The 21,805-nt window shown below is 69.3% G+C and carries 18 protein-coding genes and 6 pseudogenes; 9 read left to right on the forward strand and 15 right to left on the reverse strand.

The genetic code is table 11. The annotated features are described in order from the left end of the window. Positions 1-17: 17 nt before the first annotated feature. Positions 18-710: pseudogene (locus GV126_RS29100) on the reverse strand (DDE-type integrase/transposase/recombinase); the annotation flags it as partial. A gap of 414 nt (positions 711-1,124) precedes the next feature. Continuing rightward, positions 1,125-1,343: pseudogene (locus GV126_RS29105) on the reverse strand (transposase); the annotation flags it as partial. Between GV126_RS29105 and GV126_RS29110 the strand changes: the two are divergent. Further along, positions 1,336-1,422 (forward strand): annotated as a pseudogene (locus tag GV126_RS29110) (IS5/IS1182 family transposase); the annotation flags it as partial. The pseudogenes GV126_RS29105 and GV126_RS29110 overlap by 8 nt on opposite strands. Positions 1,423-1,440: 18 nt before the next feature. Here GV126_RS29110 and GV126_RS29115 read toward each other — a convergent pair. From GV126_RS29115 to GV126_RS29125, 3 genes and pseudogenes are all read right to left on the reverse strand, one after another. After that, the gene (locus tag GV126_RS29115) at positions 1,441-3,897 is read right to left on the reverse strand and encodes a caspase, EACC1-associated type (protein ID WP_159672313.1); all 2,457 of its coding nucleotides are present in this window, start codon (positions 3,895-3,897) and stop codon (positions 1,441-1,443) included. After that, positions 3,894-4,280: an effector-associated constant component EACC1 gene (locus tag GV126_RS36755; RefSeq protein WP_236570154.1), complete on the reverse strand. Its 387-nt coding sequence runs from the start codon at positions 4,278-4,280 to the stop codon at positions 3,894-3,896. Before GV126_RS36755 ends, GV126_RS29115 begins: the two co-directional genes overlap by 4 nt. Positions 4,281-4,400: 120 nt before the next feature. Next, positions 4,401-4,719 (reverse strand): annotated as a pseudogene (locus tag GV126_RS29125) (oligopeptide/dipeptide ABC transporter ATP-binding protein); the annotation flags it as partial. Between the two features lie 302 nt (positions 4,720-5,021). Between GV126_RS29125 and GV126_RS29130 the strand changes: the two are divergent. The 5 genes and pseudogenes from GV126_RS29130 to GV126_RS29150 form a co-directional block, all read left to right on the forward strand. Beyond that, entirely contained in the window at positions 5,022-5,405 is a 384-nt protein-coding gene (locus tag GV126_RS29130) for a hypothetical protein (RefSeq protein WP_159672317.1), read from the forward strand. Further along, on the forward strand, positions 5,406-5,681 hold the full coding sequence (locus GV126_RS29135; protein WP_236570155.1) for a DUF6207 family protein: 276 nt from the start codon (positions 5,406-5,408) through the stop codon (positions 5,679-5,681). It begins immediately after the preceding gene. 270 nt (positions 5,682-5,951) lie between these two features. After that, the gene (locus tag GV126_RS29140; RefSeq protein ID WP_159672319.1) at positions 5,952-6,575 is read left to right on the forward strand and encodes a site-specific integrase; all 624 of its coding nucleotides are present in this window, start codon (positions 5,952-5,954) and stop codon (positions 6,573-6,575) included. A gap of 147 nt (positions 6,576-6,722) precedes the next feature. Beyond that, on the forward strand, positions 6,723-7,409 hold the full coding sequence (locus tag GV126_RS29145; protein ID WP_159672321.1) for a site-specific integrase: 687 nt from the start codon (positions 6,723-6,725) through the stop codon (positions 7,407-7,409). A gap of 508 nt (positions 7,410-7,917) precedes the next feature. Then, positions 7,918-8,130 (forward strand): annotated as a pseudogene (locus GV126_RS29150) (transposase); the annotation flags it as partial. Here the strand turns inward: GV126_RS29150 and GV126_RS29155 are convergent. Continuing rightward, complete coding sequence (locus GV126_RS29155; protein WP_159672323.1) at positions 8,127-8,432, reverse strand: MafI2 family immunity protein; 306 nt, start codon at positions 8,430-8,432, stop codon at positions 8,127-8,129. The pseudogene GV126_RS29150 and the gene GV126_RS29155 sit on opposite strands and share 4 nt — an antisense overlap. 93 nt (positions 8,433-8,525) lie before the next feature. On the opposite strand from GV126_RS29155, the pseudogene GV126_RS29160 reads away from it, so the two are divergent. After that, positions 8,526-9,339 (forward strand): annotated as a pseudogene (locus GV126_RS29160) (IS5 family transposase); the annotation flags it as partial. Positions 9,340-9,351: 12 nt separating this feature from the next. Here the strand turns inward: GV126_RS29160 and GV126_RS37225 are convergent. The 4 genes from GV126_RS37225 to GV126_RS29170 form a co-directional block, all read right to left on the reverse strand. After that, complete coding sequence (locus GV126_RS37225) at positions 9,352-9,486, reverse strand: hypothetical protein (protein ID WP_268977509.1); 135 nt, start codon at positions 9,484-9,486, stop codon at positions 9,352-9,354. Positions 9,487-9,603: 117 nt separating this feature from the next. Continuing rightward, entirely contained in the window at positions 9,604-9,876 is a 273-nt protein-coding gene (locus GV126_RS35915) for a hypothetical protein (RefSeq protein ID WP_185947097.1), read from the reverse strand. A gap of 136 nt (positions 9,877-10,012) precedes the next feature. Further along, a complete protein-coding gene (locus tag GV126_RS29165; RefSeq protein WP_159672325.1) occupies positions 10,013-10,300 on the reverse strand; it encodes a hypothetical protein in 288 nt (95 codons plus the stop codon). Positions 10,301-10,314: 14 nt separating this feature from the next. After that, a complete protein-coding gene (locus GV126_RS29170; protein WP_159672327.1) occupies positions 10,315-10,509 on the reverse strand; it encodes a hypothetical protein in 195 nt (64 codons plus the stop codon). A gap of 158 nt (positions 10,510-10,667) precedes the next feature. Here GV126_RS29170 and GV126_RS29175 point away from each other — a divergent pair, with 158 nt between their 5' ends. Beyond that, positions 10,668-14,306: a DEAD/DEAH box helicase gene (locus GV126_RS29175; protein ID WP_159672329.1), complete on the forward strand. Its 3,639-nt coding sequence runs from the start codon at positions 10,668-10,670 to the stop codon at positions 14,304-14,306. Positions 14,307-14,310: 4 nt separating this feature from the next. Here GV126_RS29175 and GV126_RS29180 read toward each other — a convergent pair whose 3' ends face one another. From GV126_RS29180 to GV126_RS29200, 5 genes are all read right to left on the reverse strand, one after another. Continuing rightward, positions 14,311-15,996 carry an Hsp70 family protein gene (locus tag GV126_RS29180; RefSeq protein WP_159672331.1) on the reverse strand — a complete coding sequence of 562 codons (1,686 nt, stop codon included), beginning with the start codon at positions 15,994-15,996 and terminating at the stop codon, positions 14,311-14,313. A gap of 70 nt (positions 15,997-16,066) precedes the next feature. Next, positions 16,067-18,460 (reverse strand): hypothetical protein, encoded by a 2,394-nt coding sequence (locus GV126_RS29185; protein WP_159672332.1) that lies wholly within the window; start codon positions 18,458-18,460, stop codon positions 16,067-16,069. 106 nt (positions 18,461-18,566) lie between these two features. After that, positions 18,567-18,863 carry a ribonuclease H family protein gene (locus GV126_RS29190; RefSeq protein WP_159672334.1) on the reverse strand — a complete coding sequence of 99 codons (297 nt, stop codon included), beginning with the start codon at positions 18,861-18,863 and terminating at the stop codon, positions 18,567-18,569. A 176-nt stretch (positions 18,864-19,039) separates the two neighbouring features. Continuing rightward, positions 19,040-19,576: a hypothetical protein gene (locus GV126_RS29195; protein WP_159672336.1), complete on the reverse strand. Its 537-nt coding sequence runs from the start codon at positions 19,574-19,576 to the stop codon at positions 19,040-19,042. A 250-nt stretch (positions 19,577-19,826) separates the two neighbouring features. Next, a complete protein-coding gene (locus tag GV126_RS29200; RefSeq protein ID WP_159672338.1) occupies positions 19,827-21,374 on the reverse strand; it encodes a vWA domain-containing protein in 1,548 nt (515 codons plus the stop codon). A gap of 104 nt (positions 21,375-21,478) precedes the next feature. Here GV126_RS29200 and GV126_RS29205 point away from each other — a divergent pair. Then, positions 21,479-21,805: helix-turn-helix domain-containing protein (locus GV126_RS29205; protein ID WP_159672340.1), on the forward strand; the 327-nt coding region annotated here is incomplete at its 3' end.

Below are 21,805 nucleotides of genomic sequence, written 5' to 3' on the forward strand. Positions count from 1 at the left end.
TCGGAACGGGAGCGGGGGCTGATGCCCAGTTGGTGGCAGGTCTGGCGCCAGGTGGTCTTGGTGTAGGCCCAGGCATTGTCGGTCAGGACCCGTTCGATGGTGATGCCGTGGGTGGCGAACCAGGCGGTGGCGCGGGTGAGGAAGCCGGCGCAGGTGGCGGCGGTCTCGTCGGGCAGGTCTTCGGTGTAGGCGAGGCGGGTGTGGTCGTCCAGGGCGGTGTGCAGGTAGGCGTAGCCGGTACCGGTCCGGTTGCGTCGGCCTTCGGGGCGGCCCTGGGTGCGGTGCCCGCCGCCGTCAGGGATGCGGCCGAGTTTCTTGACGTCGATGTGGACCAGTTCGCCGGGCCGGGAGCGCTCGTAGCAGCGGACCGGCTCGCCGGTGGCCCGGTCACAGGCGGCCAGAGCGGGCAGACCGTGCCGGACGAGGATGCGGTGGGCGGTGGACGCGGCGATACCGCACCGGGTGGCCAGGCGCACCACCTGGGTCTCGATCGCGGGCGGGGTACGGCGCGGCTGGTGGTGCGGGCGGCTGGAGCGGTCCTGCATCCCGGCCTCGCCGAGTTGCCGGTAGCGGCCGGCCCAGCGTGCGGCGGTGGTGTGACTGACCTGGAAGCGTTCCGCGGCCCTCCGCAGCGGCCAGCCGTCGTCCACGACACACCGGGCCAGACGCAGCCTGCCGGTCGGGGTCAGCGGGGCATTACGGTGGGACACGAGGGCCTCCTGAGTACCGGTCGTAGAGTCGCAATCCACACCGAACCCAGAAGGCCCTCACCGGTTCAAGCACCCAGCACGCGTGTCACCAACGTCCCGGGACAGCACACCTAGTACCGGCACACCCTGGCCATACTCGCCCACGGCGTGCTGGCCGCACTCACAGCCCAGGCCACCACCTCGCTGACTTCGACCAGGGCCCGGCGCAGATGTTCCACCTGGGCGGGCCGCTCGGCGGCGAAAAGAGCCGCGGCGGCCTGGAGCAGTGCCCGGGCGTGACCGCGGACGGCGGCGTTTACTCGGGGTCGGGGGGCAGGGCGGGTGAGAAGGCGGGAAGGTACGAGCAAGGTACCGGGGCTGCGGAGGTGTCCGGCAGCGCGTTCGGCGACCTTGTCGGCGCCTTCCTGGCCCGGAGTGTGCGCGGATTGCGCGTGAGGAGTACGCCTTGTCCGCCGAGACCACCCCTGGCCTGGCGCGGGACCGCCGGCGTCGGCGCGGAACACGCAGACGTGCCATCACCTGCGTGAAAGCGGGTGCATCGCCGGCCTGTCCGGCGGTCAGATGAAAGGCCAGGGGTCCGCAGCTGCCGTCGGCGGCGAGGTGGATCTTCGTGGTCAGTCCGCCGCGGGACCGGCGACGGCCCGCCAAGCTGCACGCGGACAAGGGCTACGACTACGACCACCTGCGCCGCTGGCTATGCAAGCGAGGCATCCGGACCCCGGCCGCCCCCTCAGAAGACCGCGCCGGTGGAGTCCCTCTTCCACAGCCGGATGCGGTCGTCCGTGCACCCGGCGGCGATGGTGAGTCCGTCGGACGCGATCGCGGTCCCGGACACCCGGAAGCCGGTCGAGGCCCCCCACGGCATGAAGGGCACGGGGAGGGCACGGCTGCGCCCGGTGCCCATGTCGACCAGCCGCACCGTTCCCTCCTGGCCCAGGACGAGGGTTCCCTGCCAAGCCGACAAGGTGTCGGCGTAGAGGGAATCCACCTGGAGGGCGGCGACGGGCTTCCGGGTGGCCCAGTCCCACAGACGCAGTTTCCCGGAGCTGTTCATGCAGTAGAGGGTCCTGCCCTGGTTCCCGTATCCCAGAGACTTGACCTCTCCCGTGCGGAAGACGGCGACGACGCCACCCGTCCTGATGTCCCAGATGCGCACGGTGCCGTCGTCTCCGGCGCTGATCACCGTGTTGCCGTCCGGTCCGAACAGGACCGCGTCGACGCTGCTCTCGGGGCCTTTGAGGGTGGCCGTGGCCTTCCGGGTGACGGCGTTCCACAGCCGGAGGGTGCCGTCCAGGCATCCGGTGACGAGGTACCCGCCCGAGCCACTCCAGGCACAGGAGGTGACGGCGCCGGAATGACCAGCCAGCGAGCCTTGCAGGCGGCCGGTCCGCACGTCCCACAGCAGCAGTCGCCGGTGGTCGCCCGCGGGGTCGCCGGGGCCGGCGGCCACATAGCCGTTCAGACGCGCCCAGGAGGTGGTGATGACGACCGGATCTCTGCTGTCGTTCACGTCCCAGCAGCGCAACGTCTCACCGTCGCAGCTGACCACGGTGTAGTCGTCGGCGAACCTCACCGACTCGATCTCCGACTCGTGACCGGTGAACGTACGGGTGTTGTGGTGGGTGTGCGGGTCCCAGACCCGAACGCTCTTGTCGTCGCCGCCGCTGGCGAGCAGCGTGCCGTTCGCGTTGAAGCGGACACACACGACGTCGTCGGTGTGGCCGGTGAGAGCGGCAGGGGTGTTCCGACGGTCGAGGTATTCCGCGGACGCCACCGTGGCCGCGGTGAGGGCCAGGAACACGAGCGCGCTGCGGCGACGCGGGGCGCGATAGGACTCGCCGGGGTCGGCCGCGGAGTCGGCGGCGGGGCCGGTCTGTGACGCCGACGGGGCCGACGCGGTCGTGCCCGGCGGCGCGAACCGCTTGCGCTCCACCCGGATGCCGACGGGCGCGTACGCCCGCAGCGCCGCGAGCAACTCGTCCGTGGGCAGGCGGAAGGTGCCGAGGTGCCAGGCGTACCCGCCGTCGTTCGGCAGTGGGTGGACCTCGTTGTTCAGCTCCGTATCCGGCCGCAACCGGATCACGAGGTGCGCCGCGGCCGACAGCCGGCCGGGAGGCGACTCCGGCTCGACCAGCGTCAGCCGGGCGATGTCCTCCCAGGCCCGCTGGTGCACCCCCTTCCGGCCCTCCGCCGACAGGCCGTCGGCGTCGACCACCAGCCGGCGCCAGTACGAGGTGACGATGCTGCCGTACCCCAGCCAGAAGACGAACAGCCCTGCCGCGGCCGCCACGGTCGCCGGGTAGCGCAGGACGTCCCAAGCCAGCACCCAGGCGAGGGCGAAGGCGAGCACGGCGAGCAGCAGGCACGCGCCGACGTTTCCCTTCGTGATCTGCGCGGGACGGACGATGTCGAACGACGCCTCGCCCTGGGGCCGCTCTCTGACGTGCCGGCGCTCGGCCACCGGACCGCGCACCAAGGCCAGGTGCCTGGCGGCTCCGACCGAGCGGCACTGGGGGCGGGGCAGTCCGAGTCCGGCCAGTTCCCGGTCGACGTACTCGTGGATGCCGTCCAGGGTCAGCGGTTCCGGAACGCTCAGCGCCCGCAGCAGAGCCCCGGTGAAGGCGGTGTACGCGGATCCGGCGGGCGCGTGGGAGGGAGCCGTGGCGGTCGTGGAGGTGAGGACGTAGGTACCTGTCATGTCGAGCTGCCCCGACACCAGGCTGTCGGGCTGAGCCATCGCCGACACGGCACGGCCGGAGAAGCAGCAGTCCAGCAGCAGGACACGGGCCTGGGCCCTGGCCCGCCCGATGTTCCTCTTCAGCAGTTCCATGGGCACCGCGGAGAAACCGGTGTGTTCCGGATCGGTGGTGCGCAGCGCCAGGTGCAGCAGCCCGTCGTCGTCGAGCACCCCGTGTCCGGCGTAGTACACCAGCAGCAGGCTGTCCGCCTCCCGGACGGCCCAGGCCAGGGCCGCTCCGACAGCGGCCTGGTCACTGGCGTCGAGCAGCACCCGGCAATGGTCTGGTTCGTCCAGGAGGCCGACGTCCGGATCGGTGAGCGCGCGTTCGAGGGACTCCAGGTTCTTCGCCACGGCGTCGATGCCGGGAAGACCGCTGTTGTCGTAGTGCGCGGTGCCGATCAGCAGTACACGGGTGGTGGACCGGTCCGGGAACCAGGGACCGCTCATGCGTCCCGTCCGTGGCCGGCGTCGAGAAGGCTGGTCACCTCACGCACCACGGCTTGGGGATCGGCGGCTCTGCGCACGTCCACGGTGACCTCCCGGCCCTCCGGCGAACGGACGGTGACCGTGATGTCGGCGCGCCGGCCGGCCAGCCAGGTCGCCAGCGACTGCGCCAGCACCGCTCCGGCACCGCCGGAACCTAGCGCCACGACCAAGACGTCGAGAACGCCTCCCATGTCCCCAGGCGTCGGTGCGGTCCTCCGCCACCGCAGCCGGCCGCGTAACGCGTCCTCGGCCGCGAGCCAGTCCCGCAGCGACCGGGACTGTGCCTCGGCGCCGGCGCCGCTCACCGACAGCCCGACCTCTGTCGCCCCTGCAGAACCCGCCATCCGCCTCCCCCGTCCCCCGACCAGCACGCGAGCAGGATCCCCTGCGCCACTCACATATCTTACCGTCACGCGACCGGGACGCTCCGCCGAACGGGGTACGGCTCGCGCCCCGGCCTGCCGTCAGCCGCCGGCACCGCCCTCCTCCAGAGCCGTCAGGGCCGGGCCAGGACGATGTCCTCGGCATGCGGGACCGGTGGACGGCTCCTCGGGGAAGTGGCACGCGGTCAGGGTGGCCCTCGTGATTACCGGAGAGCCGGACCAGCGGCGGTTCCTCGGCCGCGCACCTGTCCTGCGCCTTCCAGCAGCGGGTGCGGAAGCGGCAGCCGGAGGGCGGGTCGATCGGTGACGGGACGTCACCGGCCAGCCGGATCCGCTGGCGACGCGGCGCCTGCGCGTCCCCGGTGAGGCCGACCTCGGGCACGGCGGACAGCAGGGCGTGGGCGATAGCCTCCACCGAGCACCCGCCCTGGCTCCGTCTTCTGCACCACGGTCCCCTCCCGTGCGGCTGAAGATGTCGTACCCGCCCGTCCCACGCCGGCAAGCCCCCGGCCACCGGTTTCACCGTTTCTGGCACGAAGGGTGAGTGGGAGACAGCACTGCATGCGCGTCGAAGCCGGTGAATCCCCGGGCGCCGCAGCGCGTGTGCGTGCCATCCTGGTCGGCTGGCCTGCATACGGAGCAGGCTCAGAAAAGGGCATGCCCATGGGCACCTCCATCAAGTACGCCCCTTGAACCTCCGCCATGGTCACCGCGGTTGCCGACGTGCTCGCCGCCACGGACGACGGCCTGAGCAGCCGGGAGATCGGTCACCTGCTGGCCCGGACGGGCGTTGCTGACGCTGAGGGCTCGAACAAGCGCGAGAGGCCGGCCCGTGCGCTGCTGATGCGGCAGGACCGTGACCAGGCGTCGAACTGCGTGATCAGGTTCATCAGCGAGGCGATGGCTCCGGTGCTGTACACGCAGCAGCCCGAGGTGTTCTCCCGGCGCCGCGACGACCTCAACGAGGTCCTGGTCCACGTCGGCCTGCAGGTCAACGAGGAAGGCAAGGTGGCTCGCGGGTCGGTGGCAGGCACGCCCGCCACCGTACGAGGTGTCAGCGCCTTGCCGTGCAGCGGACCCGCCTGAGTGAACCTCCTGCATGGTCATAACGCCGACGTGGACCCGCCCGTCCTGGCAGGTATGGGATCGATCAACGAAACGCATCTGGCGGAGCCGGGGCTGGTCGTCGTGGAGGTCGCGGCCGCCGACGAGGAGATGGCGTTCGCGTTCCAGAACGCGCTCGCCGCACGGTGGGCAACCGCGACAGTCGAGCGCACTACCCGGGATCCTGGCGAGCCGGGCGTGCGGCTGCGCTGCTACCTCGACCTACGCCAGGCCCTCCCGGATGGTCACGCGTTGTAGACCGCTCGGGGGCACCAGCGCGCGGTGGGCGGCCTGAACCGCGTAGATGTGGCGGTGTGGCACTGACCCCTCCCCTGGAGCCGATGCTCGCCGAGGCACGGCGTGTGCTGCCGCCGGACGGGGCGCTGCCCGGTGGGCTGGTCATGGAACCCAAGGCCGACGGTTCACCAGACACGAGAGTGTGTCTCACCGTTTGTCCTTCATTAGGGTGGCCTTCACCTCCTACAGGCTGCTGCCCAGCTGCATTGCGGGTGGCTTCGCGGAGGTTTGGTGCTGCTCTTCTTCACCGACCGGCGCAAGGTCTGGAAGGTCGGCCAGGTCGCAGGGCTCGATCAGGGCGAATTGACGGCGCTCCTGGAGCGGCGCCGGGTACCTGATGGGATGCCGGTACTGCTCGATGAGGCGATACGCCCGGTGGAACCGTTGTGCTCCTGGTTTCGCCGTCTGGCGATGGAGCGCATGGCACCCAAGACGATGAAGGCGTACGCGCACACCGCCCTGATGCTGCTGAACTTCCTGCACAAGTGGGACCAGGACCTTCGCTCCGCGACCGAGCAGGACATCAGGGACTTCGAGGCGTGGCGTCGCGCAGACGGCCGGACCACCGTCGAGGACTCCATCTGGGATCGTGACTCCGCGGCGATCGGCCGCCTCTACGCCTACCTCGTGGAGATCGGCTACGTCGCCGCCCGGCCGTGGAGGCTGGTGCGGGGCAGGACCTCGCTGGGCAGCAGGATGTCGCACGAGGTCCGGGTGCGGCACATGGAGCTGGAGCAGTACCTGTTCTGTCGCGATGTCAGGTTTGGCAGCCTGTTGCCAACTGCCGAGTTGGACGAGCCGTTTCGTGGGTGTAGTCCGCAGCGCAACCCGCGGCGAGCGAGCTCGCGCTGCTGACCGGCATGCGGATTGAGGAGTGGTCGACGCTGCTGCTGCCGGAGCTCGGTCTCGAAGGCGGCCGACGGCCCGGCGACCTGGGATGTCGACCTAGCCGAATGCGCGAAGGGACGGCGGCCGCGCTCCGTCTACGTCCCTGCCGGTGCCATGGCGATGCTCGGACCATACCTGCTGATCGAGCGCCCGGAAATCGTGGCTGCCGCGCAGCGCAGGCTGCGGCGGCGTCAGCGCGAGCTGTTCGTCGTGGACCGGTTGGAGGCCGAGGGCACCCGAGTGCGCGGTGTTCTGGACGGCGTCACGATCACGCAGTCGGTCAAGATACTCAAGCCGGAGTTGCGCCGGATTGCGGTGATGGAGACGGGCGACGGTTTGGATCCGCCGGCGCTGCTGGTGGGGCGGGGCGGGCTGATACTCACGCTGTCCGGTTGGGACCGGGGGCGGTTGCGGGCGTGGGAGCGCATGAAGCAGTGGGCCGGGCATGGGCGGGCGCCGGTGATGCCGCGCTGCTGCTGGGTCTTCCACGACTTCCGGCACACCTTCGCGTTGCGGCTGCTGATGTTCCAGACCCGCGAGGCCCTGCGCGACGCGGCAGCCCAGCGGTTGCCGATGGCCACGTTGCTGGATCACATGACCGGCAACCCGTTGCTGGTCGTCCAGCGGCGGCTCGGTCATGCCAGCCCTGCCACGACCTACCGGTACGTGCGCTACCTCAAGGATCCGATGCGGGAGGTCGATGAAGCCTTCCGGGGGTGGACTGCGGCGGGCGGTGCCTCCTACGTCACGATCGCCCGTCACGCGCTGGAGCTGGAGGAGGCCCGTGCCGCGCAGGGGTGAGTACACCGAGATCGACTATCACGAGCCGGTCCGGCCGACGGCCGTGGCCCGGGTCGGTGTGCGGTCGGTGGCCGCGAGCGAGACGAACGGGCAGCAGGCCGTGGTGAGTGTGAATCCGGGTGTGTTCGAGTGCGCGGGGCTGGCGGCGGAGTTGGCGGACGAGTGGGTGGAGCTGGTGCAGGCCGCTGGTTTCAGCGCGGCAACATTCGCACGTACCGGCAGGCGATTCGGGACTTCTGCGCGCACGTTGACGCTTCGGTGCCGCAGGCCCGAGCAGCGTCCCTGGCGGGGACGGACCCTGATCTGCACGTGGCGGTGACGCAGTGGCTGCGGGTGCTGCCCGTCCGGTACCGGGCGGGTTCGCGCACGCCGGGCTGGCTGGCCAGTCGCCTGCGGATCCTCATTGGCCGGCGCATCGCCCACCCGCAGCGGGCGGTCGACTCCCGGTTGGACGGCTGGGTGGGCGGTGCACTGGGGCTTCGCCGCGGCCAGACCCAGCAAGTGGCTGCGACGCAGGCAGATCGTCCCGTGCATCGCCCGCCGCGGCATCGAGTCGTCCGGCCGCCTGGGCCGGCACCGCTGGATGATCGAACGCCCCATGTCATGGCTCACCGGCTGTCGCCGCCTGCCCCGCCGCTACGAACGCAGAGCCGACCACTTTCTCGCCTTCGTCGGCATCGCCTGCACCCTCATCTGCTACCGCAGAGCCGTTCAGGCCTAGGACTTGGCCCAATAGATCATACGTTCGTGAGGGCCCAAGGCGGCCGCCTCCGGCGCACCCACCATCACGCGCGGTTCGATCAGCGGGGCGTCTGGATGGAGAAATGCCTCCAGGTCGCCGATCGCATCGGCGATGTCTTCGTCAATCTCGGCGGTATGGCGACGTACCCAGAAGGAGAGCAACACTCGTCCCTCTTCGAGGGTAACGGCTACCGCGACTACATCGGATGAGATCAGCCCTAGCAGGGCCTGTACCGCAGTGAGGGCAATGCCGTTGACGCGCTCAAGCTCGGGGTCTGCCATGCCGACGCATCCTGCCTGGTCTTCGAGCAATCGCGCCAACTGAGGCATCGTCTAAGACCGTGTCCTATGTGGTGATCGCTCGTTGGGTTGTACATGGGGCGGGGTACGTGGAGTTGGATTGTTCCGGACGGGCTGTGGGAGATCGCCGAGCCGCTGATCCCACCGTCGAAGGTGCGGCCACAGGGCGGGGGAACGCAGGACACGCCTGATGAGACGCTGTTCGCGGCGATCATCTACGTGCTGGTCAGCGGTTGTGCCTGGCGGGCCCTCCCACCGTGTTTCGGGATATCGAAGTCGACCGCGCACCGCCGGTTCCTGATCTGGTCGCGGGCCAGCGTGTGGGGCCGGCTGCACGAAGCGGTGCTGCACCGACTCGATGACGCCGACCTCATCGACGTCTCGCGCGTGGTCCTCGACTCCGCTCACGTGCGTGCTGAAAAAGGGGCGAACTCACAGGTCCCAGCCCCGTGGACCGGGGCAAGCCGGGTTCCAAGATGCACGTCCTGCCGGACGCGAACGGACTGCCCCTGGTCGTCGGTGTCTCGGCCGCCAACACCCACGACAGCGAAGCGCTGAAGCCCACGGTCGAGGGTCACCAAACGAGACACGACCCCCACCGCGGCCGCCACTTCAAGCCTCAGCGCCTGCACGCCGACAAGCGTATGACGTCCCCCACCTGCGGAAATGGTTACGCGGCAAACACATCGGCGTGCGCATCGCCCGCAAAGGCATCGAGTCCAGCGAACGCCTGGGCCGCCGTCGTTGGGTGATCGAGCGGACGATCTCCTGGCTGTCCGGCTACCGCAGGCTCAGCCCCCGATACGAGCGCGATCCCCGCAACTACCTGGCATTTCTTGGCCTCGCCGCCGCCCTGTGCTGCTACAAGCGTCTCATTCGCCTCACCACATGGGACACGGTCTTAGCGGGTCTTGTCGCCCACCCAGTCAGCCACGTACTGGCACTGGTAGCCGGCCATCAACGGCAGCTCGGGAAAAAGCTCGCCCACCTTCGAGCGGTTCGAGGTCGAGACCGCGATCAGCGCCCGGTCGTCCACCCAGCGAGGTCATTGGCGCAGGCATCCCGCTCCGCCTCACTCCAACCGCACTGCACCCGAGCACCAGGAATCCGAGACTCCCCACCTCTGTCGCAGGGCGCTCCGACACCTGAGAGACTACGGTTCTTGACGTGGCTCGAAATCGGCTCCAACGAAGTAAAGATACCCGTGGGACGCGATCGCGAATTCAGCCGCAGCCGCAAGCTTTCGCACAGTGCTGTTCCTCTTGTCAACAGGCAGCTGATTCAGTTCGGCCACAAACTGAATCAGCTGGATCTCGTTGAACATGGTGTCGCCGTAGCGGTTCACCGCGCGCAGAATGCTTCCCTCGGGCGCCGCTTCACACAAAGCAAGAAAGGCCTCTTTCCGGTCTTCGTGAGTCTTGGCCATGCGCTCGTGATTCTGGTCCTCTATGTATACGACAAGGGGCATATGAGTCTTCTTCCTCTGAAGCGCTAGGTCGTCATGCTCAGTATGAGACGGGAAGACGGGGTGGAACAAAGTCCACCCCGTCCAGGTATGAGCGTCAGTCCCCTGAAATGTACAAATACCCATGGCAGGAGGATGCCTGCAACGCCAGCTCCGTGACGCGTCGGATCACTGGTAGCCGGCTGGCCTCAGGAATCCTGGTCAGCTCATCCACTAGGCGACGACACTGCAGCTCATTGAACATCGTGTCACCGATCGCCTGCACCCCTCGCAGGACGCTGCTCTCGGGTGCCTCCCGGCACAAAGACAGGAAACTCTGATTGAGGTCGTCCCCAACCTTTTCAGAGATACGCTCATGTAGGCTGTTCTGCAGGTGGATTTCCATTCAGTTCCTTCCGCTCACCCGATCGGATCAATCGGCTTCTCGACCGGATACATTGTGCGGACGCTTCCCCACTTGTCCTGTGACAGCAGGAACCAGGAGGTCGGCTTCTTGCCGTTCTGTTCGGAGGTCCGACCGATCAGGCGCCCAGCGTCGACGATCCGCTCAGCGGCTTCCCCAAGGCCGGATACGCCAGGAAGCCGAGCGGCCACGGCGGTTTCCGTCCCAAGCCCATGCCGGGCCTGGCGAAGCGCATTAAGGGGCGGTCCGTGTGTCAGCACCACGTGGCACAGGACCCGCCGCCTTGCCGAGCCCTCCGGGCACGACGAGTGGCTCGCTCCGCGCTCGCCGAGCCTGTACACGGTCGGAAGTGTCGGTGCCGCCCTACCGGGTCGGTGGGGCCCTCTCAGTAGTTGACCAGGGCGACTATCGTGTGGCTGGTACTGCTGGGGGGCAGGATACGACAGGGGTGGGGACATTGAGCGGACCTACAGCGTTTGAGGGTGAAGGCTCGGGAGTATCGAGCGGGGTGCCCGTCGATGACGACATGATGCGGCTGCGGTACAGCCCATGGGGGGATGTGGACGCTGCCCGCGAGCTGGTAGGTGACGTACCGGAAATTCTCTACGACATCCAGGAGGCCGCGGACCGGCTTGGTCTGCCGCACATGCGTCGGCTTCCGGCGGCCGCGCTCCCGGAGGGCCGCACCCTGCCGTCCGGGCTGTACGTGTTCCAGTCGAGGAGACCGTCCGGTGTCGCTTCCGCCGCACTCGTGCTGAGCGGCGGCGGCACCTCGGTTCCGCCCGAGCACAAGCGGCTTCGAGACGTCGACGACGACCACATGCTGCACCGCGCCCTGATGTTCTACCGGGATTGGAGGGAGAGCGCGCGCAGTGGCGCGTCGGCTGCTCCTGCCGCTTACGCGGTGGGAGACGTCGTACGCGTGGCGGCTCGGGAAGGGGTCTTCACCGTCACGGGTGTGCGTGCGGTGCGCGGGGCCGGCCATCAGTACACGCTGCGGGGTCCCGACCGGCGGCCGATCAAGGTCTTCGAGAACGCCCTCGAGGCCGTCGACGACATGTCCGACGAGCCGGAGGACTGGATCCGCAGCACTCCTGTTTCGGCCGCGGACACGGCGTTGCGGTTGACGCTAGCCAAGCTCAGCACGCCCCTCACCGACACGGTGTACTCGTTCCAGTCGAGCCGGACGGTCTTCCGGCCGTACCAGTTCCGCCCGGTGCTCAAGCTGATGAACTCCGACCGCCAGCGGCTGCTGATCGCCGATGAGGTGGGTCTGGGCAAGACCATTGAGGCCGGGCTGATCTGGAACGAGCTGGAGCAGCGTACCCATTTGGCACGCACGACGGAGCGGCGCGCTGCCCTTCACTTCCGTGGACTGGTGGTCTGTCCGGCCGCGCTGGTGCACAAGTGGCGCGACGAGATGAGCCAGCGCTTCGACCGGCAGCTGCGTGTCCTCGACAACGAGGGGATGGAGGAGCTCCTGTCGTTGTTGCGCCGGGGTGAGGACGAGCAGCCCTTCGCGGGGGTGGTTTCGCTGGAGCGGTTGCGGCGTGCGGGTCAGCTCACCGAGCTCGCCGAGCTCCACCCCCGCTTCGACCTGGTGATCGTCGACGAGGCCCACTACGTACGCAATGCGGCCAGCCGGAGCCACGCCGCGGTCAGTCAGCTGGCGGACTGGGCCGATGCCCTGATCTTCCTCTCGGCGACCCCGCTGAACCTCGGCAATCAGGACCTGTACACCCTCGTCCACCTGCTCGACCCGAGCGCGTTCCCCGATCCTCGCGTCTTCGAGAGCCAACTGGAGCCCAATGGGCATCTGAACGATGTCGCCGCCCGTCTCGCGCAGGGTGCGGGAGGCACCCCGGGTGGAGCGAAGACGCTTCTGCCGGTCCTGAAGCGTGTCAATCGGTCGCGGTTCGGGCAGCTGGTCGCCAGGCGACCGGAGTACAAGCGTCTCCAGCGGATCCTCGACACTTCGGACCCGCTGTCGGCGCGGCAGCTGTCCGAGGCCAGGAGGTGCATCGCGGACCTCAATGCCTTGGCCGACATCGTGACCCGCACCCGGAAGGCGGACACTCCCGACGCGAAGGCGGTGCGGCAGCCCGAGGACGTACGGGTCCAGTGGACTGCGCAGGAGCGCGAGTTCTACGACCGGCTGCACGCCTGGTGCCTGCAGCGGGCCGCTCGCAGTGGCACGGCGGCGGGGTTCGCCGCGCAGATGTGGCTCCGGCAGGCCGCGAGTTGCATCCCCGCCATGCAGCAGCGTCTGCGGGAACGCTTCCAGGAGAAGGCCGCCGACCTCGAGGTCGAAGAGGAGCTGCTGCTGGACGACGACACCGAGAGCGACATCGCGGCGGAGGACGTCGCCCGGGCGGCCGACGACGAGGCCGAGCAGTTGGCGCGTCGTCTGCCCGAGCTCCTCAGGCCGCTGCCCGACACGAAGTTCGACGCCTTCGTCGCCATGCTGAGGGACGCCCGGGCCAAGGGACTTCGGCAGGCCATGGTGTTCTCCTTCTTCACCCGCACCCTGGAGTACTTGGCCGGCAGGCTCGGCGAAGAGTTCCGTGTGCGGGTCATGCACGGCGGCGTGCCGCAGGAGGAACGCACCTGCATCATGGCGGACTTCCGGGCCGGGCGCTTCGATCTGCTCCTGGTGAGCGAGGTCGGCAGCGAGGGCCTGGACTTCGAGTTCTGCAACGTGCTGGTCAACTACGACCTGCCGTGGAACCCGATGCGGGTGGAGCAGCGCATCGGTCGTCTCGACCGGTTCGGACAGAAGCATGAGAAGATCTTCATCTTCAATATGCAGGTGCCGGGCACCATCGAGACCGACATCTTCCAGCGCCTGTACCAACGAATCGGCGTCTTCCAGTCCTCCATCGGAGAGCTCGAGCCGATCCTGCGCGGCAGCCTCCGCAACCTGCAGCGCGTCGTGCTGGATCCCAGTCTCAGCCCGCAGGAGCGCCGCCGTCAGATCGAGCGGATCGAGGTCGCCCGGGTGGACCGTGAGAAGGACATCCGGACCCTGGAAAAGGCCAGGGAGGTGCTCACCGGTCTGGACGATCTCCTCGTCGAGGGTTTCGACGAGGAGAGCCCCGGCCGCGGCCGCTATCTCGGTCCCAAGGAACTGCGCGGACTGGTGGAGGCGTTCCTCGAGGAAACCGGATACGGCAAGGTGCGGCAGGTCGCGGGCGCCGAGGACCTGGTGGACATCACCGGCAGCGCAGAGCTGCGCAAGACCATGTACGAGGCCAGCAACGCGGGAGCCTTCCCGTTCCCCAGGGGCAGTGACCTGATGGCTCGGGTGGGGGGCGGGCAGCAGGTGCTGCGTGCCTGTTTCACCTCCCGTACGAGCACGGAGACGGGCGCGCCGCTGCTGAGCGTGCGGCATCCCCTGGTGCGTACCGCCCACTGGTGGTTCGCGGAGCACGAGGAACGGCTCGGCCGCTACGGCCGGGTGCGGGTGCCGGGGCTTCCTCCGGGTTCCCGCTACCTGGTGCAGGTCACCCTCGCCCGCGTGGACGGTGCCCGTCCGCGCCGCGAGCTGTGGACCACCACCCTCGACACCGCCACCGGCAGGGAGGTGCTGGAGGTGGGGTCCGCGTTGCTGACCGCCCTTGCCGCCGGTGACCTTGAGGACGTGCCGCAGGCCTTGCCGGCCGGGGTGTCGGCGTCCCTGCCCGGGATCCTCGACGCCGTGCAAGATCTGGCGGCGGAGAAGGAGTACCGGGCCCAGGACAGCTACAAGGCGGAGAACGACGCCGTGGCGGCGGGCCGGCGCGCGACGGTGGACGACACCTTCCGTCACAAGATCGAGCAGGCGCGTCGGCTCGCCGACGAGGTGGCCAATTCGTCCATCAGGCGTCTTCACGCCGGCCGGATCGGCCACCTGGAGACCCAGCGCGAGGCCCGCCTCGCCCAGATGGACCGTGACTCCCGTTTCAGCCTCTCCACCGAGACGGTGGCGCTGGTGCTGGTGGAGGGCTGACGAGTCACTGGTGGGGATGGGAGTAGAAGTCGGTGAACTTGAACGCGGTGGCGTCGCGCTGCTCCGGAACCTTGCCCATGGTGCTCAGCTTCACGGAGGTGCGTTCGCCCCCGCGCAGGATCGGCCACCGGTCCACGCGGAAGCGTGACTCGCGGAAGGCACAGTCCCGTACGTAGATCTCACCGGAGACCTTCAGCGAGAACGTGAACTCCGTGTACCGCCGCAGTGAGACCGGCAGGTGAGGCGTGGGACGGCCGTCGACCAGGAAGTCCAGCGGTTCGCCGTCGACCGAGAGGGCACGCAGCGCCGCGGTGGTTTCCCGGCCGAGGCCGTGGATCTGCTTCTGGTACCGGTGGGCGAGGTCCCTCTCACGGCGGAAGATCTGGTCCGTGGTGTAGAGCGGCTCGAAAGCCGGGTAGAGCGTCTCGCGGCGGACGTCGCCGTGCTCGTCCTGCCACTCCAGCACCAGGTCGAAGCCCGGCCGGGGAAGCGAGAGCCGGTGGTAGCGGTCGGAGCGCACCACCAGGCCGGTCGCGACGGACTCCTCCGGCGTGTCCAGCGACTGGTCGTACTCCACTTGGGCCTGCGGGAAGATGCGCGTGAACTCCTCGCGGACGAGGGGGACCTGCGACATGCCGCCGGCCAGGAGAACGTACTGGACGTCGTGGGCCAGTTCCTCCAGGGGCGTCCGGACGAGCGCGTCCAGATCCGGCACGGTCCGGCGGCGCAGGCGCCGCTCGCACAGGGCGGCTCTGACGTGCTGCAGCGCCCTGTCCAGTTGCGGGCGGAAGGCGTGCTCCAGGCGCTCCCGCGTGTACTCCAGCATCGGCAGTGAGGTGTGGCCGCCGCCGATCGGCACGCTCTGGGTGTCGAAGCGCGTGTCGGAGAGGAGGACCTTGAGGCGGCGGGCGGCCAGCAGGAGCAGCGACCGCACGCTCTGCGGTTCGGGCAGGCGATCGACCGGGAAGCCCGCTGCCTCCAGGTCCCGTTCCAGGTCCTTCGCGATCCGGTGGTCCAGGGCGTCACCGGCCTCCGCGACACCGCGGGCCGACAGGACGGTCAGTTCCGGCTCGGCGTCGTCGAGGTCCTCACCCACCGACATGAGCGCGATGTCGAGCGTGCCGCCGCCGTAGTCGAAGACCAGGACGGTGCCCTCGGGTGCGTAACCGTCGCGGTCGTGGAGCCCTTCGGACCAGGCCAGTCCGGCTGCGATCGGTTCGTCGACGATATTGGCGACGGCCACCGGGATCCCGGCTTCCGCGGCGAGGGAGGCCAGCCGCTTGCGGCGGGGGCCGTCCCCGATCGCCGGGCAGGCGAGGCGGAAGTCCGCGTCGTCGACCTCGGCCCCGTTGGCCTTCGCCAGCAGCACCACATGTCGCAGCAAGCCCACGATGAGCTGGTCCGGAGTGAACGCCGCCGCGTTGCGGGCGTCCGCCCCGAGGCGCAGCGGCTCGTTCCGGCCCTCGGTGATGTTCTGTTTGACGGAACGTATGGCCCCGGAGCCTCCGGCGGCTTCCGCAGCCTCCCCGAACACCAACCCACCCTGTGGTGAGGCGGCCACCACACTGGGCATCCAGGCCGTACTGGTGCCGATCGGCACGGTCTCGGCGTAGCTGTGGGGCATTCGCTGGGTCACCAGCGTGGTGGCCGTACCGAAATCGATGCCTACCAGCGGTCTGTCATCGCTCACGCATGTCCTCCTGAGGGCCGGCCGTTCAATGGACCGGATGGTGCGAACGGCCTCTGTGATCTGTGTTCGCTCACGGTTCTGCTCGCCGGACCTGGGCCGGCAACAGCACGACTTCTTCTTGCGCGCCTCCCGCCCGCCAGGCGAATCCGGGTCGCTCGACGACGACCCGTTCCGCCGGACCGGTCGGTGCCTGGTGGCGCGAGGGATCGAATTCGGTCTCCTCGCCGATGGTGCCGATGTCCACGAGCCCGGCCGTCGCCGCCTGGGCCAGGACCCTCCGGTACAGGGCACGGGACGGGTCCGACTCCTCCGTCGCGTGCGCCGCCTGGTCGGCGACCTCCGCCAGCACGGCCGCGAGCGCTCGGAGCCCGTCGATTCGCGCCTGCCGCAACTGCGACTGGGAGGCGGCTCGTCCCGCCTGGCGCGCCTGCCGCAGCTCCTGCTCCCGCCGCTGCGCCTGCCGGGTCAACGCCTCCCCGCGCCGAGTGGCGGCCGCCAGCTCCACTGTCACCGCGTCGAGCCGGGCGCGCAGCTCGGCGAATTCCTCGCCGACACGGTCGTACCGGCGCTGGCTGGCTGCCAGTTCCTGCTTGAGCTGGTCCCGCTCACTGCGCAGCGCCTGCGCCACGGCGCGCTCCCGGCTCAGAGCGATGTCGTAACGGTTGCGCTCCTCAGGCGCGAGAACCGTTACGGGCGCCGGAGCTCCAGCAGTACCCGCGGGTGTGTCATCGGCTTCCTCCGACTTCGGTGCCGGGGTGTCGGCATCGGCGGTGGCGGCCGGCGTCGGCTCGGATTGTGATTCCTGTGCCTTCGGCTCTTCGGTCGGCGCGTCCTCGGCCGGATCGGCGTCGTCGGGGGCGTCGCCGTCTGCTTTGGGTTCTTGCGCCGGAGCGTCGGTGTCGGTGGTCGTGGCCGGCGTCGGGGACCCAGTCTGCGGCGCCTGTGCCGTCGGCTCTTCGGTCGGCGCATCCTCGGCCGGACCGGTGTCGCCGGGGGCGTCGCCTTCGGCTTCCTGCTCTTGCGCCGGAGTACCGGCATCGACGGTGACGGCCGGTGCCAGCTCGGATTGTGATTCCTGCACCTTCGGCTCTTCGGCCGACGCATCCTCGGCCGGACCGGGATCGATTCCGGCGGAGGCAGACTCGGCGGACTTCGCGGACGCCTCCGCGGGATTGGCGGGCGTTCCAGGCTGCTCGGCGTTGTCCGGCGTGTCGGCAAGCGACGCCAGGACGAGCATCACCCGCTCGCGGCTCCCGTCCGGGCGGTCCGGAAGCGCCTTCAGCGCCGCCGCCAGATCCTCGGTATCGGTCGCGGCGACACCGAGCTGGAGCGTGTGCTCGGGCACTGCGGTCAGGACCAGGTCGACCCACTCGCGCTCAGGGGCGGACGGCGGCCGCTGCCCGGCGGACCGCAGGAGGAGATCCAGCGCCCGCACGAGGAGTTCCTCCGCGAATGCTTCGCGCTGCGAGGCAGGGACCAGGGGGCTTTCGTCGAGTGCCTCCGGGAGCAGCACGGTGCCGCGACGCAGCAGGTGGTCACCCCCTACCGTGCGGTCCTCGCTCTCGAAGCGGGCCATGACGGCCATGACGCACGCCTGTGCCATGAGCCCACGAGGCAGCTTCGCCGCCTGGTCGGCTGCAGCGCTGTCCTCGGGGGTCGTCACCAGGCCCACGAGAAGGGGCGTGACCGCCGCAGCCGGCGGGGCGCCCCCCTTGCCCAGCTTCGGTGAAGGCTCGGCCGTCGGGTTCTTGGCGCGGCGCTGGCCCTTCGTTGCATCGGCGAGGAATTCCACGGCCATGGCCAGCACTTTTTGCGACACGCCCTGGGGGGTGTACTCGTTCGTGCTCGCCGGCCATGCGCTCAGGGGCACCTTGAGCACGTGGGCGGCGACACGCTCGTACGCGGTCAACTCCGACTGTCCAGCGTGGACCGCTTCCCGCAGTGCCTGGTCAAGTCCCCTCGGACGCTTGGTCGCCGGCGTCGCCAGGAATTCCAAGGCCTCGCGTGCCGGCAGATCCCGCTCCTTCTGGAACGGATCGTCAATGAGCTTCAAAGGTCCGTTCGACTTGCTCTCGGTGACCCGAGGCTGTCCGAGCAAGCGCTTGCGGATGCTGATCCACCAAGTGTTGTCGTGCTCAGCCGCCAGCCCGAGGTGGCGTGTCTCATCCTGTAGTTGCTTGACGGTCGCTTCCCCACCCATCTCTTCGAGGAGTGCCACCAGGACCGGTACGGGCGACTTCGAGAACTCCTTCTTCAGCTCTTGGAAGTCCCTCAGCGCTCGGTACCGCACCGATCCAACAGGTATGACTGTAATATCGGAAGGTGCCGGCAGCGGGATCCGACTTCGTCGGCCTCCCGGCCACTCGATGACGGCGCTGTCGTCCTCGACCAAGCGAACCGTTCCCACGTACTTTTCGCCCTTATTGCCGTTCTGACGGCGCATCACCAGATATCCGCTTTCCACGGCCGCACACTATCGGTCCACCGCCGGGCCGGGCACGGCAGCTGTATGCAGTCCTCCACCAAGACCTCGTCGTCATGTCGGTGCGAGGGACCCCGGCCTCGGGGCGTCAGGCAGCGGCTGAGGAGGGGCGGTCCCCGGAGCCGAGTGAGCGCAGGGTCCGCGCCTCCTCCTTGCGGGCCGTGAGAGGAGAGATACGGCCGGTGGCACGGCGGAAGGCGAGGCCGGCGAGGGCGTCGGCGGCTTCGTTGAGGTCGTGTCCGATGTGCCCCTTGGGCCAGCGGACCTGGACGCGGTAGCGGTGGCGCAGCAGACGATCCATGAGGTGCCTGCTCTCCGGGAGGAGGAGGGTGCGGTGGGCCACTGCCAGGTCTGCGCTGTCCAGGGCCGCGTTCGTCACCTCCACCGCCTCGATGCTGTCGCACAGGATGACTACGGGCGCTTCCTCGTGGTGGTCGAGGAGGCTGAGGGCGGCCGCGCCGCACTTGGCGAGACAGTCAGTGCATCGGCTCTGCCCTCCAGCACAGTCACCGAGGTGATCGGCGACTACCGCTAAATCCCGTTCTGATACTCCCCAAGGATCTACTCCTCGGACTCAAGCCGTCTCATGAGTATCTCGGCCATGCGTGAGGTCAGGGACGAGTCGTAGTGGAGTTCCTTCCGGAGTCCGGTGTGGCGAAAAATCCAGCCCGCGACGGCTTTGCTGATGTCCTCCGGAAGCCAGCCGCCGGCGACGCGGGTACGCCCGCTGTGCTCGGTGGCCAACTGTGCGAAGCGTTGCACCTGCTCGGCGGTGGGTTCCTCTCCGGCCGGGACGATGGCAGCGGCCGGCAGCGCGGTGCGGGCCGGATCCTCCACCCCGTAGACGGTGACCGTGTAGGGAAGTTCGATGACGAACCAGAGGTCTCTGTCCCCTTCGTCGATGTCCGGGTCGGAGGCCACCGTCCACGTCCAGCCCAGTCCCGCCGCCGCGCTGGCCTGCGGGATGTCGACGTCGACGTACCCGTGCAATACCTGGGTGCCGCTCGCGTCCCGCCAGGCCATGTGGTCCTGGGTCCAGGACAGCGTCTTCGGAGCCGCCTTCAGCCACGCCAGGAGACGGTCTTGCGCGTCGGCCATGGGCAACCTCCCATCAGTTGACTCTCCGCCGCCGGTAGCGCGGACACGGGACATGTGGGCACGGTGAGCGTCGGGCGGGGCCGGCGGCCCCGCCCCGGTGACCGGCCCGGCACCTGGTCGGGTATGGCGCCCCGCAAAGCGGCTGCAGGCTCGGAGCTGCGGCCCGCGGCCTTGGCGGCGAAGCGATGGGGACAGGCGCGAGAGCCGGTAGCGCGCGCTGCGGGATTCTGTTGATTGGTCGCCTGTGCGGTTAGAACAGCGAGTCCGGCGTGTGGTCGGTGCCGCAGCCGCGGGATTTGGTGGACAGCGCGTGGCGGCGGAAGCGGGAGGCGTTGAAGTCGGGGCGGCCGTCCAGGAGGGCGGCAATGGCCTCGGCGATGGGTTCGCGGTCCTGGGGCGTCAGGGGAAGGGTGCGGACGGCCTCGGCGAGGTCGATCCAGGCCCGGCGGGGTGTCTTCGAGTGCCGCGCCGGGGTCGGTCGACTCGCACCGGGCTGATCGGTCCAGTCGTGGTGGTCGAGCCCGGTGCCCGCGGCGAACTGGCGGCCGCGGCTGCGACTGGCGTCGCCGACGCGCTTGAGTGCGGCCTTGGCGGAGCGGGAGTAGTTGCCGGACTTGGTTTGCCGGATCAGGGCTCCAAGAATGGCGAGCTCCTCGTCGAGGTCTGTGGCCATCTCGACCGGCGCCGAGGCAGTGGCAGCCTGCACGGCGTCGCGCGCTCGGCGCAGCTCCTCGAGTGCTTCCTGCGGGTTCCGGTTCCTGAGGGCGACGGCGGCGCGCCGCTTGGCCTGCTGGGCCCGCTGAAAGACGAGTTCGGTGGCGACGCGCGGATCCGCGGTGCGGGTGGCGGCCACGGAGGGCGGCGCCACCTCGGCGTCCAGGGAGACAGTGGCGGTGTGCTGCTTGAGCGTGGGCAGCTCGGCCCAGGACAGCTCCAGTTCGCCGAGTCGCACGGGGCCCGGCGGGGGGCCGGCCGGGACGTCGAGGACGAGGGTCAGGGTGCGCGTCTCCCCGGAGTACAGGCTGCCCAGCTCGATCAGGACACCGTCCGGCGTAACGGTGACGGGCAGCTCGTTGACGAGCTCGACCCCGCGCACAATGGACTCCATCCGCAGCAGCAGGCTGACGGCCTGGGCCGCCTGGGACAGCAGACCGTCGACCTGGGCCGCGATGAACTGCGCGGCAGCGTCGGTGTGCTCGGCCATTCCGTCGTTGCCGCGACCGCCGCAGGCCAGCGCGGCCAGCAGGTGTTCGTCGTATCCCTCGCCGATGCCGAGCGCGGAGGTGGTGATGCCCCGGTGGAACGCCTGGTCGGCCTTCTCGCCGAGGATCTCCGGGTCGGTGACGCCGCAGTTGGCGTGCCCGTCGCTGACCAGCAGTACGGTGGCGCCGGCCTCCTTGGCCACCCGCTCGGCCTCCTGCAGCCCGCGCAGGTAGCCGGCGGACAGGTTGGTGGTGCCACCGGGGCGCAGGCCCGTAATGGCGGCCTTCACCGAGTCCTTGTCCGTCAGCGGGCCTGCCGGGACGACGACCTGGACCTGGTCGTCGAAGGCGACCAACCCGAAGTTGTCGTCCGGCCGCAGGCGGTCGACCAGGTCCTTGAGCGCCGTCTTGGCCACCTCCAGGGGCCCCCTCCCCATGGAGCCGCTGCGGTCGAGGACCACCTGCAGGGTGTGCGGCGGCCGGGTGTCCGCGCTGGCCTCGTCCAGGTGGGGCGCGGTGATGTCGACCAGGACCGGGACCAGTTCGTCCACGCCCTGCGCGATGAGATCGAACTGCGAGCGTACGTCGATGCGCATGCGCATCCCCCCTCGGTGCTGCGGAAGCGGCTTCCGCAGCCACCCCCGATTGATATGCTGCGAGCATAATGCTGTGAGCATCGGATACGCAAGGAGCAATATCGATGGGCATCTCGGACCGGAGGGCGAAGAACCTCCCGCGACTGGGCAGGTCACTGCTCGACCTCCGCAACGAGCGCGGCTGGAGCCGCAAGGACCTGGCCGAGCGCTCCGGCCTGTCCTACCCCTACATCAGCCAACTGGAGAACGGCGACCGCGAGCCTTCCTTCGACACCCTCACCAAACTGGCCCAGGCATTCGGGCTGACCGTCGACGCACTCCTCGCCCCCGTCACCGCCCCGCAGCCTCCTGGACCATCGGCGGCGCCCGGCAGGCAACGGCACATCCCCAATCCCAACTACCGCCCCAATGCCGACCACCCGCGGCAGCCC

The organism is Streptomyces mexicanus (genome assembly GCF_902506575.1).
Classification (GTDB): domain Bacteria; phylum Actinomycetota; class Actinomycetes; order Streptomycetales; family Streptomycetaceae; genus Streptomyces; species Streptomyces mexicanus.